The organism is Bradyrhizobium sp. 157 (genome assembly GCF_023073815.1).
Lineage (GTDB): Bacteria > Pseudomonadota > Alphaproteobacteria > Rhizobiales > Xanthobacteraceae > Bradyrhizobium.
Window position 1 is genome coordinate 26587 of record NZ_JADPKF010000025.1, and the last position, 15686, is coordinate 42272.

The 15686-nt window shown below is 64.5% G+C and carries 12 protein-coding genes; 7 read left to right on the forward strand and 5 right to left on the reverse strand.

Going from position 1 to position 15686, the window contains the following annotated elements; genetic code table 11:
• The first annotated feature begins 7 nt into the window (after positions 1-7).
• Entirely contained in the window at positions 8-295 is a 288-nt protein-coding gene (locus IVA95_RS06050; protein WP_247509687.1) for a hypothetical protein, read from the forward strand.
• A 293-nt stretch (positions 296-588) separates the two neighbouring features.
• Here the strand turns inward: IVA95_RS06050 and IVA95_RS06055 are convergent, their stop codons facing one another.
• Complete coding sequence (locus tag IVA95_RS06055; RefSeq protein WP_247509688.1) at positions 589-1263, reverse strand: Crp/Fnr family transcriptional regulator; 675 nt, start codon at positions 1261-1263, stop codon at positions 589-591.
• A gap of 216 nt (positions 1264-1479) precedes the next feature.
• On the opposite strand from IVA95_RS06055, the gene IVA95_RS06060 reads away from it, so the two are divergent.
• Positions 1480-3543 (forward strand): AsmA family protein, encoded by a 2064-nt coding sequence (locus IVA95_RS06060; protein ID WP_247509689.1) that lies wholly within the window; start codon positions 1480-1482, stop codon positions 3541-3543.
• Between the two features lie 242 nt (positions 3544-3785).
• A complete protein-coding gene (locus tag IVA95_RS06065) occupies positions 3786-6233 on the forward strand; it encodes an adenylate/guanylate cyclase domain-containing protein (protein WP_247509690.1) in 2448 nt (815 codons plus the stop codon).
• Positions 6234-6571: 338 nt separating this feature from the next.
• Here the strand turns inward: IVA95_RS06065 and IVA95_RS06070 are convergent, their stop codons facing one another.
• From IVA95_RS06070 to IVA95_RS06080, 3 genes are all read right to left on the reverse strand, one after another.
• Positions 6572-6838, reverse strand: a complete 267-nt coding sequence (locus IVA95_RS06070) for a keratin (RefSeq protein ID WP_247509691.1) — start codon at positions 6836-6838, stop codon at positions 6572-6574.
• Positions 6839-7053: 215 nt separating this feature from the next.
• Complete coding sequence (locus tag IVA95_RS06075) at positions 7054-7281, reverse strand: tautomerase family protein (RefSeq protein WP_247509692.1); 228 nt, start codon at positions 7279-7281, stop codon at positions 7054-7056.
• 123 nt (positions 7282-7404) lie between these two features.
• The gene (locus IVA95_RS06080) at positions 7405-8985 is read right to left on the reverse strand and encodes a winged helix-turn-helix domain-containing protein (protein ID WP_247509693.1); all 1581 of its coding nucleotides are present in this window, start codon (positions 8983-8985) and stop codon (positions 7405-7407) included.
• A gap of 276 nt (positions 8986-9261) precedes the next feature.
• On the opposite strand from IVA95_RS06080, the gene IVA95_RS06085 reads away from it, so the two are divergent.
• From IVA95_RS06085 to IVA95_RS06095, 3 genes are all read left to right on the forward strand, one after another.
• Positions 9262-10152 (forward strand): class I SAM-dependent methyltransferase, encoded by an 891-nt coding sequence (locus IVA95_RS06085; protein WP_247509694.1) that lies wholly within the window; start codon positions 9262-9264, stop codon positions 10150-10152.
• Positions 10153-10359: 207 nt separating this feature from the next.
• On the forward strand, positions 10360-11232 hold the full coding sequence (locus IVA95_RS06090) for an alpha/beta fold hydrolase (RefSeq protein ID WP_247509695.1): 873 nt from the start codon (positions 10360-10362) through the stop codon (positions 11230-11232).
• A 71-nt stretch (positions 11233-11303) separates the two neighbouring features.
• On the forward strand, positions 11304-12206 hold the full coding sequence (locus tag IVA95_RS06095; protein ID WP_213252664.1) for an efflux RND transporter periplasmic adaptor subunit: 903 nt from the start codon (positions 11304-11306) through the stop codon (positions 12204-12206).
• Positions 12207-12582: 376 nt separating this feature from the next.
• Here the strand turns inward: IVA95_RS06095 and IVA95_RS06100 are convergent, their stop codons facing one another.
• Complete coding sequence (locus IVA95_RS06100) at positions 12583-13422, reverse strand: caspase family protein (RefSeq protein WP_247509696.1); 840 nt, start codon at positions 13420-13422, stop codon at positions 12583-12585.
• Positions 13423-13793: 371 nt separating this feature from the next.
• Here IVA95_RS06100 and IVA95_RS06105 point away from each other — a divergent pair, with 371 nt between their 5' ends.
• Positions 13794-15521 (forward strand): hypothetical protein, encoded by a 1728-nt coding sequence (locus IVA95_RS06105; RefSeq protein ID WP_247509697.1) that lies wholly within the window; start codon positions 13794-13796, stop codon positions 15519-15521.
• Positions 15522-15686 lie beyond the last annotated feature (165 nt).

Consider the following 15686-nt stretch of genomic DNA (forward strand, 5'->3'; position numbering starts at 1 on the left):
TCCGCTTATGAACCTGGTCAGCCGTACACTCGAGATCGACGCCGATACCGACGCGCGTCTTCGCGAAATGGCGAAGGAGCACGGCCAGGACGTGGCCGCCGTGCTTGCCGAAGCCGTTGCTCTGCTCGATTCGGTGATAGATCTCTCCGGCCCCGATATCGGCGAGGATCGCCGTCGCTATGACGATTTTCGACAGACGCATCTCGCCGTGCCGCTCAATGAAGTCAAAGCTTGGGTGGCGAGCTGGGGCTCCGAGGATGAGCTGCCCCGTCCGCAACCGCACAAGGTCGGATGATCCTTTCGCACGATGCCGTACAGGATATCGAACGACTTCGTGCCTTTCTCGATGATGCGAGCCCTGACGCAGCAAAACGTGCATAGGCGCTGATCTGGGCGGCAATCGAGAAATTGCAGGATTTTCCAGCGCTGGGGATGCCGACGGAAGATCCCGAAATTCGTCAGATCGTGATCCGCTTCGGCGCGTCGGGCTACATTGTAGCCACGTCGCACTCCCGGGGGCGCCCGACATACTAGTCACGAGAATCTGGCATGGTCGCGAAGCGCGCGTATAGCGCTCGCGGAAGCTTCCTACTCGTTCCGCGCCACCGCCGTCAGCTTGGTCATGTTCTGCAGCAGGATGCGCCCGCGCTGCAGGTCCAAGATGCCGTCCTTACGCCAGAGCTGCAGTTGCCGGTTGACGCTTTCGCGGGCGGCGCCGACGAACACGCCGAGCTGCTCCTGCGAGATGTGAACTTCGGAACCGAAGTCGTCCGAGAGCGCACAGAGCCTCCGCGCCAGCCGGACCGGCAGCGGCTGCAGCACGGATTCTTCCATCCGTTCGCTCTGCCAGCGGATGCGCTGGCACAAGAGCATGATGATCTTGATCGCAACCTTGGGCTCGCGCTCCAGGAAGGCGAGGAAATCCTCGCGCCGCAGCACGAACAGTTCCGACGGCTCGCCGGCGGTAGCGTCTGCGGTGCGGCTCTGGCCGTCGAGCACGGCGACCTCGCCAAAGAGATCGCCGGGGCCCATGAAGTTCAGCGTCAGGCGGCTGCCGTCGGAGGCGCCGGTTTCAATCCGGATCTGGCCGCGGCGGACGCCGTACAGGGCGTCGCCGGGATCGCCTTTCTGGAACAACATTTCGCCGATGCCGAGCTGCTGGGTGTGGCAAAGGCCGGAGATCCGCTGCAATTCGTCGGCGCCCAAATCCGCAAACATCGGGTTCATTTTCAAAATGACCGCAAATTCGGCCTGTTTGGTCATTGTATTGCCTTCCAGATCGGCTCCACCGCCCACGAACGCCGTTAGCAGGATTCCCCTGCCGGCAAGTGTGTCATAAGTCACATAACTTTGCAGTACCCCGGAATATTTTTGGCTGCTTTGGGCGCTATCCCTTTCCGGGATAAGCTCGCCCGACCGGTTGCGACGGCGTGTCGAGCCCCCGAAATAAGAGCCGTTTGCGCGGTTTGGAATGTCGATATGAGAGCACTGAAAATTGCCGGCGCCGCCATTGCCGCCGTGATCGTCGTCATCGCGCTGCTGCTGGTGATCGGCATCCCCTCGGGCTTCCTGAAGGCTGAGATCCAGGAGCGGATCGAGCGCGAGACCGGCTACAAGCTCGCCATCAATGGCGGCGTCAAGATCGGCCTGTGGCCACAGCTCAACGTTCGGCTGAACGACGTCACGCTTCAGGATCCCAGGGATCGCGACATCAACCATCGTTTCACCGCCTCGAGCATCGAGGCGGACGTGACGCTGGCGAGCCTGTGGGCCGGCCGGCCGCAGATCACCGACCTCGTTATCATCCGCCCGGTTGTGAACCTGCCGCTGAAGCGCGAGCGCGTGAGGGAAGCCAATCCTCCCTCGAAGCCCGCTGGCGGCAAGACGGCGGACGCCTTTTCGATCGAGCATATCAGCGTCACCGGCGGCACCATCGTTTTCTCCAATTTGCGCGACCGGGTCGAGAACAGGATCGAGACCGTCAACGCCGACATCACCATTGACGCTGACCGCAAGGTCACGCTGACCGGCAGTGCGCGCAGCGGCGGCCATCCCCTGAAAGTCGAGGCCAAGGCGGCGCTGCCCGCAGCCCCGGTCGAGCGGCAGAATATTCCGGCCGAGATCAAGATCGACGCGCCCGGCCTGTTGCACGCGCAGCTCATAGCTAAGGCCGAAGCCCGGCTCAACGGCTCGGTCGTGATGATCAACGGCGTTACCGGCGCGCTCGGCGACGGCGCTTTCAACGGCTGGGCCTCGGTCGATCTGTCGAGCAAGCCGCTCGTGAAGCTCGACCTCGATTTCCAGAAGCTCACGGTCGCGATGTCGCGCAGCACCGATTCTTCCCCGGCGCAGCCCTGGAGCAACGCGACGATCGACGTCAACGGCCTCAATTATGTCGACCTGCAGGCGCGCATTTCCGCGGCCGAACTCAAGATCGGCGACGCGCGCTTCACCCCCGCCGCGATCGACGCCACGCTCACAAGCGGCGTCTTGAAGGCGCAGGTTTCCAACCTCGGCGCCTATGACGGCAATGCCAATGGCGACCTGACCGTCGACGTCTCCACTGCCAATCCCACTTATGCGATGCGCGCCGATCTCACCGGCGTGCGCGCGCTGCCGCTGCTGCATGGCCTTGCCGATTTCGACAGGCTCGACGGCAAGATGCAGGCGAAGATCAGCGTGCGCTCCTCCGGCACCAGCCAGCGCGCGATCATGTCGAACATGGCGGGCACCGCCTTCGTCGTGTTCCAGGACGGCGCCATCAAGGGGCTCAACGTCGCGCAAATGATCCGCTCGCTGACGGCGAGCACACTGTCGGGATGGCAGGAGAGCGATGAGAAGGCGACCGACCTCAGCCAGCTTTCGGCATCGTTCAAGATCGACAAGGGGCAGGCGCAGACCACGGACCTCAACCTCGTCGGCCCGCTGGTGAAGATGACCGGCGTCGGCACCATCGATCTCGGCACCAAACAGATCGGCTTCCGTGTCGAGCCGAAACTCGTGATGACCACCGAAGGTCAGGGCCGCGTCGGCGATCCGGTCGGGCTGGGCATTCCCGTGATGATCGAGGGCCCGTGGGGGAGCCCACGGATTTATCCGGAGATGCAGGGCATCCTCGATAATCCTGACGCCGCCTATGCCAAGCTGAAGGAAATGGGCAAGGGCCTGTTCGGCGCGAACGGCGCCGGGCTGGGGGCTGCGATCGGCAACCTGCTCGGCGGCGGACAACAGGGTGCGGCCGATGGACAAGGTGTCGCGCCCGGCACCGGCCAGACGGGCGGCCGGCCGAATGATCCGCTCGGCGGCCAGCTTGGTGAGACCATCGGCAATCTCATTCAGGGCTTGGGTGGATTGGGCCAGAATCAGCCCCAAGGCGGCGCGCGTCCGGGCGGTCAACGGAGCCTGACGCCGACCTCGCCCGCCGAGACGCCGACGCAAGCCGCACCGGCCGAGCCGGCCCCTCCTGCGGCGCCGAGCGATACAACCGCGCAGCAGGATAGCCAGCCGATGAACGAGGTGTTGCGGCAGTTGTTCAATCGGTGAGGCGGCGGCGCTTCGCGCCGACCTCTCCCCGCGAAGAGCGGGGCGAGGTTGGGCACGCCCGGTCGCGACGACGAATCCCGCCGTTTCCTGCCTAAAATCGGGGCTAACCATGCTGGCCGACGGCCCGCCGGCCCTCTGAATCCGTGCTAAACAGGCTCCGGGGCGTCAATTGCGGCCGGCCCCGCAGCAAGCGACGAACGGATGCGCATGCGTTTTTCAAGGCGTGGCGCGCGAGGGTCCGGATGAGCGAGGGCAACGACAGAGTCAGGTTTCTGCGCGAGGGGCTGTTCGCCAAATACGTCGTCGCGCTGGTCGGGCTCGTCGTGTTCGTGCTGGCCGTCAACGGCGCGATGGAAATCTGGATCACCTATCGTGGCATCAAGAGCTCGCTCCACGACGGCATGTCTGATAAGGCGGAGGCAACCGCCAAGCGGATCGCGCAATCGGTCTCCGAGCTGGAGCGGCAGATCTCCTGGGTGACGCGCGCCTCCTCCAACACGCTGGATCTGCGTCGCGCCGACTACACCCAATTGCTGCGGCAGGTGCCGCAGGTCAGCCAGCTCTCGCTGCTGAACAGCAATGGCCGCGAACAGCTCCGCCTGACGCGACAGACCGTTACGCTCGGCAGCAATGCCGATTTCTCCCGCGACGTCCGCTTTACCGAAACCGTCTCGCGTGGCACCAGCTTTGCGCCGGCCTATCTGCGCGACCAGCAGCCGTTCATGTCGATCGCGTTGTCGCATGCCGACGGCAGCATCACGGTGGCCGAAGTCGACCTCGATTTTCTCTCGGAGTTTTTGATCGACGCCCAGGTCGGCAAGGTGGCGTATGCCTATGTCACCGATTCCAAAGGCGACGTGCTGGCGACTTCCTCCAACGGGCCCGAAGTCGGCAAGAATCTGTCGGCGCTGCCGCAGGTCTTAGCCGTCAGCAAGCCCGGCGGCGTCGCGCCGGCGTCGGGCACCGATGCCAATGGTGATGCCGTGCTGACGACCTCGAGCCTGGTGCCGAAACTCGGCTGGCGCGTGTTCTTCGAACAGCCGACGGCGCAGGCGCTGACGCCGATCCGCGATCAACTGGTGCGGATCGCGCTTTTGATCGCGCTCGGCCTCATTGTCGCGATCATCGCCGGCACCATCATGGCGCGGCGCCTGCTGGTGCCGATCACGGCGCTGCAGGCCGGCGCGCGGCGGCTCGGCGCCGGCGATTTCGGCCACCGCATCGAGGTGAAGACGTCGGACGAACTGGAGGAGCTCGCCCACCAGTTCAACGGCATGGCCGGGCAGCTCGCCGAGACCTATTCGAACCTCGAAGCCAAGGTCAACGAGCGGACGCGGGATCTGGCGCAATCGATCAACGAGCTCAAGGTGCTCGAGGAGGTCGGCCGCGCGGTCGCCTCTTCGCTCGACCTCAACGCGGTGCTGCCGACGGTCGCCGCGCGCGCGCTCGAGATTACGCACGCCGACGCGGTCTTGATCTACGGCTACGACGCCGGCAATCACCAGTTCTCGCTGACCGAAGCGATCGGCATCGACAAGGCGGCCGAGGGGCGCCATCGCGCCATCGACGCCGACCATTCGCCGCTCGGCGAGGCCGCGACCAGCGGCGAACCGATCGCGATCCCAAAGCTCAGCGCGATGCCCGAACACGCCCTGCGCGATGTCGCTGTTGAGGCCGGCTTCCACTCGGTGCTGGTGGTGCCCTTGGTCGACCAGACCGGCATTTTGGGATCGCTGGTGGTGCTGCGGCGGAACGAGGGTGAATTCTCCGCCAATCTGATCGGCCTGATGAAGACCTTTGCGCACCAGGCGGTGCTGGCGATGCGCAATGCGCGGCTGTTTTCCGAAGTAGACCACAAGAGCCGCGAGCTGCTCGCCGCCAACGACATCGTGCGCGAGCAGGCGAGCAAGCTCCAGGAGCAGACGGACCAGCTCCGCGACTGGAATCGCTCGCTGGAGGAGCGGGTGGAGACGCAGCTCGGCGAGATCGAGCGCATCCGGCGACTGGAGCGTTTCCTGGCGCCGCAGGTGGCGCAACTGATCGCCTCCTCCGACGGTCATGAGGGCCTGCTCGACAGCCATCGCCGCGAAGTGACGGTGGTGTTCTGCGATTTGCGCGGCTTCACCGCGTTCACCGAGACCACCGAGCCGGAAGAGGCGATGAACGTGCTGCGCGAATATCACGCAGCCCTCGGCGAACTGATCTTCAAATATGAGGGCACGCTCGACCGCTATGCCGGCGACGGCGTGATGATCCTGTTCAACGCGCCGATCCAGTTCGAGGACCATACCGCGCGCGCCGTTCGCATGGCTATCGAGATGCGCGACACCATCGGCGCCCTGACCGAGAAGTGGCGCAACCGCGGCCACAATCTCGGCTTCGGCATCGGCATCGCGCTCGGCTACGCCACGCTCGGCCAGATCGGTTTTGAGCAGCGCCTGGAATACGCTGCGATCGGCAGCGTCACCAACCTTGCTTCGCGCCTCTGCGACGAAGCCAAGGCCAACCAGATCGTGGTGTCCAGGCGCGTCTACGGCATGGTCGAGCCATGGGTCGAAGGCCGGCCGATCGACGATTTGAATTTGAAGGGCTTCAACCACCCGATCCTGGCCGCGGAGATCACCGCCTGGCGCGAGTCGGTGGATAATGTCGTCGATGCAGCCGCGGCGCGACGGAAGAAGATGTCGTAAGCGATTTGTAGGGTGGGCAACCTTCTCCGCTGTCGTCGCCCGGCTTGACCGGGCGATCCAGTATTCCAGAGGCGCCTGTGCTTGAACCGAGAAGCCGCGGCGTACTGGATGCCCCGCCTTCGCGGGGCATGACGAGTTAGACGCACCAAAACTTCCCGCAGCGCCGCTGCGCCCGAGGACGGATTGGCGACTCATCGAGGCCCGGTTGGGCTCGACAAATCTCCAGCAGCTTGACACCAGCCACGGGTGCCCGGACCACACGCCTCTGAGAAACTTGCTCGGCTCCGCACGCACCTCGTTGCTGCAGCAGCGGCAAGCGACAACGACGCACCCGCCTGTCAGTGCCAACCAGGCTGCTGCATTCGCGCGCGGGTCTGCGCCAATTCTTCGAGATTGCTGTCGATCTGCGTGCGGTACATGCCGAGATCCTCGAGATGGCGATCGTCGAGCTTGCGCAGGGCCTCTCGCATGGCGTGCCGTTCGTGGCGCGCAATGACCGCTGCGAGGAAACGATTGACGAGACGGCGCAGGCGCGCCAGCCAAACCGCAGTGCGCCAGGCAAATGGCCTGGTGGCGGAGGTCGGAATGGTGGTCAGCATAGTCATGGCTATTTCTTTCAAACAGTAGCCGGAACCCGGTGAGCTTGCCGGGCATCCTTCTTATCGAAGGCCTGCTGCCAGCATGGTGTCAGCAGGCTTCGGCGCGTACGCCTAAAGGCGCGACGAGCACCGGACCCGGCTGGATCAAGGATCCAAAATGAGGAAACGATGAGCCGCACCGCCGGCAAGGCCAGTCCGCCGGCGATGCCAGACGAAGCTCGTCAGACCACCTTTCGTCCGGCCGCGAGATCCTTGACGGCTTCGGTGGTCAGCGGCTGACCGCCGACGCCCCAATCGCCGCTCGCGACTTCGGAAATCTTGACCCAGGTAACGCCGCGCATGTTCTCGCCTTCGATCGACACCATGGCGTCCGTGAGCTTTCTGATCATCTGGCTCTTCTGCTCGGAATTGAACACGTTCTCGATGACGTGAACCTCTATCAATGGCATGCAATTCTCCTTGATGCTTGCCTCGCGGCAGCGAGGCAGCGTCAACATGCCTGTGACAGTCGGACAAGACTTCCAGACGGCTGTGATTTACCGTCCAGACTCTCTTGAGATATCGCCGCGAAGCTATTGCAGACCGGCGCGCTGAAACCCTTCCAGGTAATGCGCCTTGTCCGCCTCGTGCTCGAACGGCAGTCCGCTGGCCAGCCAGGCGAGCGAGATGTTGGGCTGGGCGCGGCGGAGGCCCTCCAGGGCGGCTTTGGCGGCATCAGTGCCGCCGGCCATGCCGAGGGAGGCCGTCAGCACGCGGTGGGCGCCGACGAAGTCGGCGCGCTGCCGCAGCGCTTCACGGGACAGGTGGATCGCCTCCGCGTAATTTTTACCGACATACTGGCAATAGGCGGCGACGCCGCAATAGATCGCGGCAAAGGGATCGCGGGGTGAGAGTTTCAGCGCCTCGCGCGCGGCGCGGTCGCCCTCCTCCCAGCGCCCGCGATAGGACAGCGCAACACCATAGATGCCGCGCGCGGGCGAAAAATTCGGATTGAGCCGCAGCGCCAGCTCGAATTCGGCGATGCAGTCATCGAAGCGCCGGTTGAACAGATAGACGCTGGCCAGCGCATAATGCGCCCACGCGTCCTCGCTATCGGCCCGGATCGCCGCCAGCGCCGCGCGCTCCGCTGTTGGTACGGCCCTGGACATTTCCTGCCAGCCCATATGGGCGCCGAACGTATGGCAGGCAGCCAGCAGGCTGAGCGCCTGGCCGTAACCGGGATCGACACTGATCGCCTTTTCCAAGAGCGCCTGCGCGACTAGATTGTCCTGTCGCGTCACGCGCCAGTAATGCGATAGCGCCCGCATCACCAGATCCCATGCATCCATGTTGTCAGGCGTCTTGCGCCGGGCCCGGAAATCCTCGGCAGCGTAGAGTTGCGGCTCGATCGCCGCGACGACGGCCTGCGTGATTTCGTCCTGCACGGCGAATACGTCGGCGAGATTGCGGTCGTAGCGCTCCGCCCAGAGGTGACTGCCGCTCGCCACGTCGACGAGCTGGGCCGTGATGCGCACATGGTCGCCGTCCTTGCGCACGCTGCCTTCGACGACATAGCCGACGCCGAGCTCCTCGCCGATCTGTTGGTGATGGACGGATTTTCCCCGGTAGCTGAACGAGGAATTCCGCGCGATCACATAGAACCAGCGCAGCTTCGACAGCGCGGTGATGATGTCCTCGCTGATGCCTTCGGAAAAATATTCCTGCCCCGGCTCGCCAGAGAGATTGGCAAACGGCAGCACTGCAATTGCGGTACGATCGAGCGCCGGGAGCCGCGAGTGCAGCGGTTCGCCGGTGAGATCGAGCGGCTGGGGCGCACCGGCACGCGCTTCGCGGCCGTTCGCGGCTTTCGGCTGCACGTCGCCGACGAAGCGAAAACCTTTTCGAGCGAGCGTGCGGATCATGATTTGATCCTTGCCGCTGTCGCCGACCGCCCTGCGCGCGGCGTTAATCCGGCTCGTCAGCGTGGATTCGGAGACGATGCGCCCGTCCCACACCTTCTCGATCAGATCGTCCTTGGTGACGACGTGGTCGCGATTTTCGATCAGGTGAACCAAGAGGTCGAACACCTGCGGTTCGACCGGCACGCTCTCGCCGCCGCGGGTCAGCTCGCGAAGGTCGACGTCAAGCACATGGTTGGAAAAATGAAATTGCACGGCTTCATCCCGGTTAAATCATCATAAGTCACCTCAGACCGGCAGGTAATTTCCGGTCACTTCGTCCCGTCACTTCGTCCCGCATGCGGTCTGAGGTAGACCGAATTTTCCGGCGGGAAAGTGTGTGAAATCTCACAGATTTAGAAATCTCACTGAAAAATCAGGGTGGCCTCAAGGCAAAATCAGTCCCGCATCACAGTCTTTAGGTCCTGACAGGGCCATGTTCGGTTCATCGCGGCCCCCTTCCGTGGCCGCATGATCCCAAAAGGAACCCCGATGGCCGGACAGACAGCGACTGCAGCGACCCAGACTCAAGCCGATTCTGCCCAAGCCGAATCTGCCCAAGCCAATTCCGCCCCACCCGCCCCCGATCTCGCAGCCCTCAAGGCGCGTCAACAGGCCGCATGGTCATCAGGCAATTACGCCATTGTCGGCGCGACGCTGCAAATCGTCGGCGAAGAGCTCTGCGAGGCGCTTGATCTCAAGGCCGGCTCAAAGGTGCTCGACGTCGCCGCCGGCAATGGTATGGCGAGCCTCGCCGCGGCACGGCGGTGGTGCGACGTCACCTCGACCGACTACGTGCCGGCGTTGCTGGAACGCGGCCAGGCGCGCGCGGCGGCGGAAGGCATGCCAATCGAATTCAGGGAAGCCGACGCGGAAAACCTGCCGTTCGATGATAATAGTTTTGACACGGTGCTCTCCACCTTCGGCGTCATGTTCACGCCGAACCAGGACCGCGCGGCCGCCGAGCTGATGCGGGTCTGCAAGCCCAAGGGCCGGATCGGCCTGGCGAACTGGACGCCGGACGGTTTTATCGGACAGGTCTTCAGGACGCTCGGCAAATATCTGCCGCCGCCCGCTGGGGCCAAATCGCCGGCACTGTGGGGAACGCGCGCGCGACTGACCGAAATGTTCGACGCCGAGGCACGCTCGATCAGAGCGGAATCGCGCCTGTTCAAGTTTCGCTATCGCTCGCCGGCGCACTTCCTCGACGTGTTCAAGACGTATTACGGCCCGGTGCTGAAAGCGTTCGCAGCCCTCGAGCCGGCGAAACAGGAAGAGCTGCATAACGACCTGCATGCCCTGATCGTTCGCATGAACCGCTCCGGCGACGGCACGATGGTAGTGCCCAGCGAGTATCTCGAAGTCGTCATCACCAAGCAGTGAAGCCGAGCGTGATGACGCTTCTTCGAACCGTCATCCCGCTCTGACTCTTTGATTTGAGCATGATCTTCGCGCAAACGCGTTCCTCGTTTGTCGCGAGGGAAAACCGGTGTCCACTTTTTCGGATCATGCTCCTCCAACAATATCTCAGCGGAGCCATTGGCGTGGCTCCGCTGGTGGCGCCCCCACATAAAAATCAGGATTATTTCGATGACCAATGTGATTGAAATCTCGCGCGCATATCGCGAAAAGGCTTGCGTCGTGGCGCTGCACTGCTCGCTAGGGTCAGGCCGCCAATGGAAGACGCTCGCCGATGAACTCGGGCGCGAGCATCCGTTCTTCGCCCCTGACATCGCGGGCTATGGCACCAATAGCTGCTGCGCGGCGGATCTGCCGCTGACGCTTGCGGAGGAAGTTCGATGCCTGAGCGGTCAACTCCACGACGCGGACGGCCCCATCCATCTCGTCGGTCATTCCTACGGCGGCGCGATTGCGTTCAAGATCGCGACCTGCTCCCCGTTCGCGCATCGCCTGCGCAGCCTGACGCTGATCGAGCCGGTGCTGCCGACACTGCTGTGCGAGAGCGACGCGGACCGGCGGCTGCACGCGCGTTTCGCGCAGGTCGCCCGTGACGTTTCCGAGGATCTCTGGAATGGATCGGCGCTGGAAGCGATCGACATGTTCATCGAATTCTGGAACGGCTCCGGTCCGCAGGATCCGCTGCCGGCCAGCGCGCGCCTGCGCATGATCGAGCACGCCGACAAGCTTGCGTTCGATTTCACGGCGGCGTTCGCCGAAGCGAATGTCGCCACCGCGGCGGCCTCGCTTCGCGTCCCGACGCTGCTGTTTTCGGGAGGGCTGTCGCCCTACCTCACCCAACGCATCGTGCAGCGGCTCGGCGCGATCATGGACTGCGCCGAGATCCGGCATTTGCCGGCCGCCGGCCATATGCTCCCGCTGACGCACGCGTCATCAGTCAATCCCGCGATCGCGAGGCATATCGCCCGCGCGGACGAACTGGCCGGCGTTCCGCTGGCGCTCGAAACGGCGCCGGCGGAGGCCGCCAGCCGGGCGGAGGGGTGACATTCTTGGCGCTTGGCTCTCCCGCCGGCCTTCTGGTATCGGTTAAGGCCGAAACCGGGAACGAAATGCAGATGACCATCTTCCGCGCGCGCGGCCTTTCACTGACGCTGGCCTCCCTGATTGCCGCAGGCTTGATCTGCCTTTCCACCTTGCCCACCCTCGCCGCCGACGACCCTGACCCTGCCGCGCCCAAAGGCGCCGCGGTCACCGTGCTCAAGGCCGCGAAATCCTGTTTCGCTAACATCGTCGAAGTCTCGGGCACCATCATTGCGCGCGAGGAGACGCAGGTGCGGCCCGAGCGGATGGGGCTGAAGGTGGCCGAGGTGATGGTGGATGCGGGCGACAGCGTCACCGCGGGGCAGGTTCTGGCGCGGCTGACTTTGCCGGAAGGCGGGCAGATTACGGTGCAGGCGCCGGTGGCGGGCGTGATCTCGGCCACGACGGCATCCGTCGGCGCGATGGCGTCGGCCAAGGGCGAAGCGCTGTTTTCGATCATCGCGCGCGGCGAGTTCGATCTAGTCGGCATGGTGCCGACGCGCGATATCGCCAAACTCCAGGTGAACCAGACCGCGCGGATCAAGGTGATCGGAGCCGGCGAGGTCGACGGGCGGGTGCGGCGGCTGTCGACCACGGTGGAGCCGAACAGCCAGCTCGCGCAGGTGTTCGTCGGCGTGACCACCAACCGGCGGCTGCTCGTCAATTCAAGTGGCCGCGCGCAGATCAGGACCGGGCAGAGCTGCGGCGTCGCGGTGCCGCTGACCGCGATCCTCTATGGCTCCGCCGGCACCGTGGTGCAGGTGGTGCGGCGCGCCCGCGTCGAAACGCGGCGGGTGGAAACCGGGCTGATGTCGGCCGGCCAGGTCGAGATCACCTCCGGCCTGCAGGAAGGCGACATCGTGGTGGCGCGGGCCGGCGCGCTGCTGCGCGAGGGCGATCCGGTGCGGGCGGTGACGGCGAGCGCGGACGCGAAGTAGGCGGATCAATTTTGATGGCGCCGCGACGGCGGTGCACTCCCTCTCCCGCTTGCGGGGGAGGGTTGGGGTGGGGGTGCCTCCGCGAATTCAGACCGATGTGAGTGCGCGGAGAGTCCCCCTCACCCGGGATCGCATCTACGCTTTGGCGTAGCTTAGGACGGCCAGCGAAGGCGGCCTATGCCTCTCCCGCAGGCGCAGCGAGCAAGCGGCGATGGATGCGCGCTGCGAGTCACGTGATCACCGCAAAGTAGTTACCAGCACCGATGCGGAGACACCCCCACCCCGGCCCTCCCCCGCAAGCGGGAGAGGGGGAGCAGCGCCGGTGCGGCGGCGCTTTCCTGCGTTTCGCAGGGGCGACGGGGATGGAGAATTCGCCCTACCCGCCGAGGCGGACGTCTTCCAGCAAGGACGACGACACCTGCGGCACCTGCTCGCCGTCGGAGGCGCGGGAGATGGAGATGCGGGTCTTGTTGAAGGCGGTTGCGGCGCCGGACTGCGAGTCCAGATTGTTGAGCAGCTCGGTGACCAGCACGCTGTACTGGCCCTTGCCGTCGTCGGCGACCTTGCCCGGCGTGGCGGAGGTCAGGATCAGCGCGTTCTCCGGCGTGGAGATCGGGGCCAGCCCATGCGAATAGGAGCGGAAGCGGCGCTCATAGGGATTGCGGCGGGAGGCGTCGACGACGACGAGCTTGGCCTTGGCGCCCTTCTCGGTCATCGCGTCCAAAACCTGCTCGATCGAGACGCCGTCGCGGCGGACGTCGGCTTCCCTCCAGATCGCGGCGTCGACCGGAATCATAAAGCTCTCGCGGCCGACCTGGACGCCGTAGCCGCCGAAGAACAGCATCGCGACCGTATCCGGCTTGATCTTGTCTTTCAGGCGGGCGACGGCGCGGGCCATGTCGTCCTTGGTGGCGTCTTCGACCACGTCGACGTCAAAACCCTTGGCGCGCAGCGCGGCGGTGAGGCCGCGGGCGTCGTTGATCGGCTGGGACAATGGCGCTGCCGCATCCGGATAATGGCCGTTGCCGATCACCAGCGCGACGCGGTTGGCTGACGTGCCGATCGAGCCGGTCTGCTCGGTGCCGATCGCCTTGGCGGCGTCGAGCGAACGCTTGTTCAGCGCGGCATGGGCGCCGATCGCCAGCGACACCAGGCCGACAAACGCCACCGCAATGGTAACGGTGCGGCGGGAAATGCAGAGCTGACCAAGGTTCATCGCGTTTCCATTCCCAAGTTTGTCCAAAGCGCCGAGCAAGATCGCGCCAGTTAGTCGCGTGAGGACCGTTCAGGTTTGATGGGGTTGCCGGGTGTGTGCCGTCTAATTGCGCGCAATTTGCGGCACCGCAACAACGGTCTTTTAGCCTGTCGGGCCCTCCTGAACAACCTGAATCCACGCATGGAACCAATTGCCGGCGACTATGGCGGGGCGTTAACGCCAGTTAAGTGATCTGCATCACATTTGTAATTTTTGCTGATTTGTATAGTTTTCAAGGGCTTGCAGGCCCGATCCGGCCGGCGGTGGCCGTTTGAGCTATTTGCCATGCTCAACGCGGCCCTCCCTTCACCGTTCCGGCGGAAAGAAACTGCATGGGCTTTTCTACCATCGCCGGCGCCGCATTTCGGGCGCTGACCGCGCGGAAAGACGGCCCGTCGCTCTACGATGTCTGCGACCCCGTGCTGCTGAAATACCGCGGCGGCGACCCCCATCTCGGCAAGTTCTACCGCACCGCGCTGGGCAACCCGGCGCTGCGGCCGCTGCTGCGGCGGACCGGGCACCCGGCCTTGCGCGACCAGAAGCGGCTAGGCGCCTTGCAGGAGGCGCTGCGAAGGGCGCGCGACGATGCCGAGCCGGACTGGGCCGCGGTCGGCGCCCCGATCGCCGAGCTGATGGTCGATATTAATGTCCGCCACCCCGCCCCCGGGCCGGTGGCGGCACCGGGCCGCCCGCCCGATCGAAGCGAGATCGACCGGGTGATCCGCCGCTGCGGCGCGCATCTCTTACGCTCGTTCGCCAAAAACGGCTTCGTCCCTACCTATGCCGCCTTCAACCTGATCGGCGATGCCGACATGGGCGGGCGCGAAATGCTGATGGCGCTGACCGGGCTGAACTCGCGCGGCTACAAGAACTCGACGCTTCTGTTCAGCCTGGCGCGCATCTTCATCGCGCATTCGCCGGCGCGTGCGCTGATCAACCCACCCTGGACCGGGATTGCCGAGCCGATGTGGGAGCCGATGCAGATCCGCCACCGCTCGGCCTATTACGACGCCTTCTTCACCGAGGCGCTGCTCAGCTACGTCGAGACCGGGCTGGCTTCCGCCGATGAGGCCGCAGCGTCGCGGCGGGCGATTGCCGAGATGGTGGATTTTTGCCTGAAGACCTCAGCCGAGGAAGTGCCCTCGCATGACGGCACCACCGTGAACGTGATCACGGCCTTGGCGCCGTTGCCGCATCCGCGCTTTTCAAAATTCTTCTCGCAGATCAAGCAGGATTTGGGTTTCGGCATCTACGTGCCGGACTGCGACACCACGGCGTGCTCGTTCTCGGCCGCCACACAAGCCGGCTGCACCGATCCGATCCTCGACCAGCCGCTGCTCGACTTCTATCGCGGCTACCAGGTGCGCGAGGGCGCCAACGAGCCCCGCGTCACTGTGCCGCTCAACGACAATATCGACTACGAGGGCGGCGTCGTCACCTGGATCGACAATCTCAATGGCGACCGCCCCTACGGCAACGATCTCGACCCAACGCTCAACCTCGATATTCTCGAAGTCAGTTTCCGTAATCTTTCGCGCTGGAAGATTCTGGAGACACCGCAGCGTCTGGAGACGGTGCATCGCATCATCGGCTTCCAGCGGCGGCTGGCGGAAAGCGGCGCGTTCAAAAGTCCGCGCTCGCACATCTATTACCTGCCGGAGCTCTACTCCGCCTATTTCGGCCGCTGCCATGCTGTGTTCATGGCATTGCCGGAGGCCGCGCGGCAGGCGATCGATCCGGACGGCACGTTCGCGTTGATCCGCGAGAGGGTGCTGGCCTATGTCGAGGGTGAATTGATCGCGCGCGAGATGAACCCGTTCGACGCCGCGCTGGCGCTGATGGCGCTGGCGCATCTCGGCGCAGACGTTTCGACATTCGCGCCGGCGCTGCACGTCCTCGTCGCAAGTCTCGGCGAAGGCGGCAGGCACGGGCCGTACCGGGCGTACGAGTGGAACAAGATGAAGACGCCGACGCGGATTCTCGTCGGCGGGCCGGAAGTGACGTCGGCATTCGTGTTGATGGGCTTGGCGTTGGCGCGGAGGGCGATGCAAACAACGTAGCCCGGATGGAGCGAAGCGAAATCCGGGACAGTCTCGCAAGCGGATGCAGTTTCCCGGATTGCGCTTCGCTCCATCCGGGCTTCTGTAACGGGCCTTAGTTAGTCAATCCCTTTTTGCGCTGTCCACCTGCCGGGCACTTGCTTCTGTACGGGATCGGCACTGAGG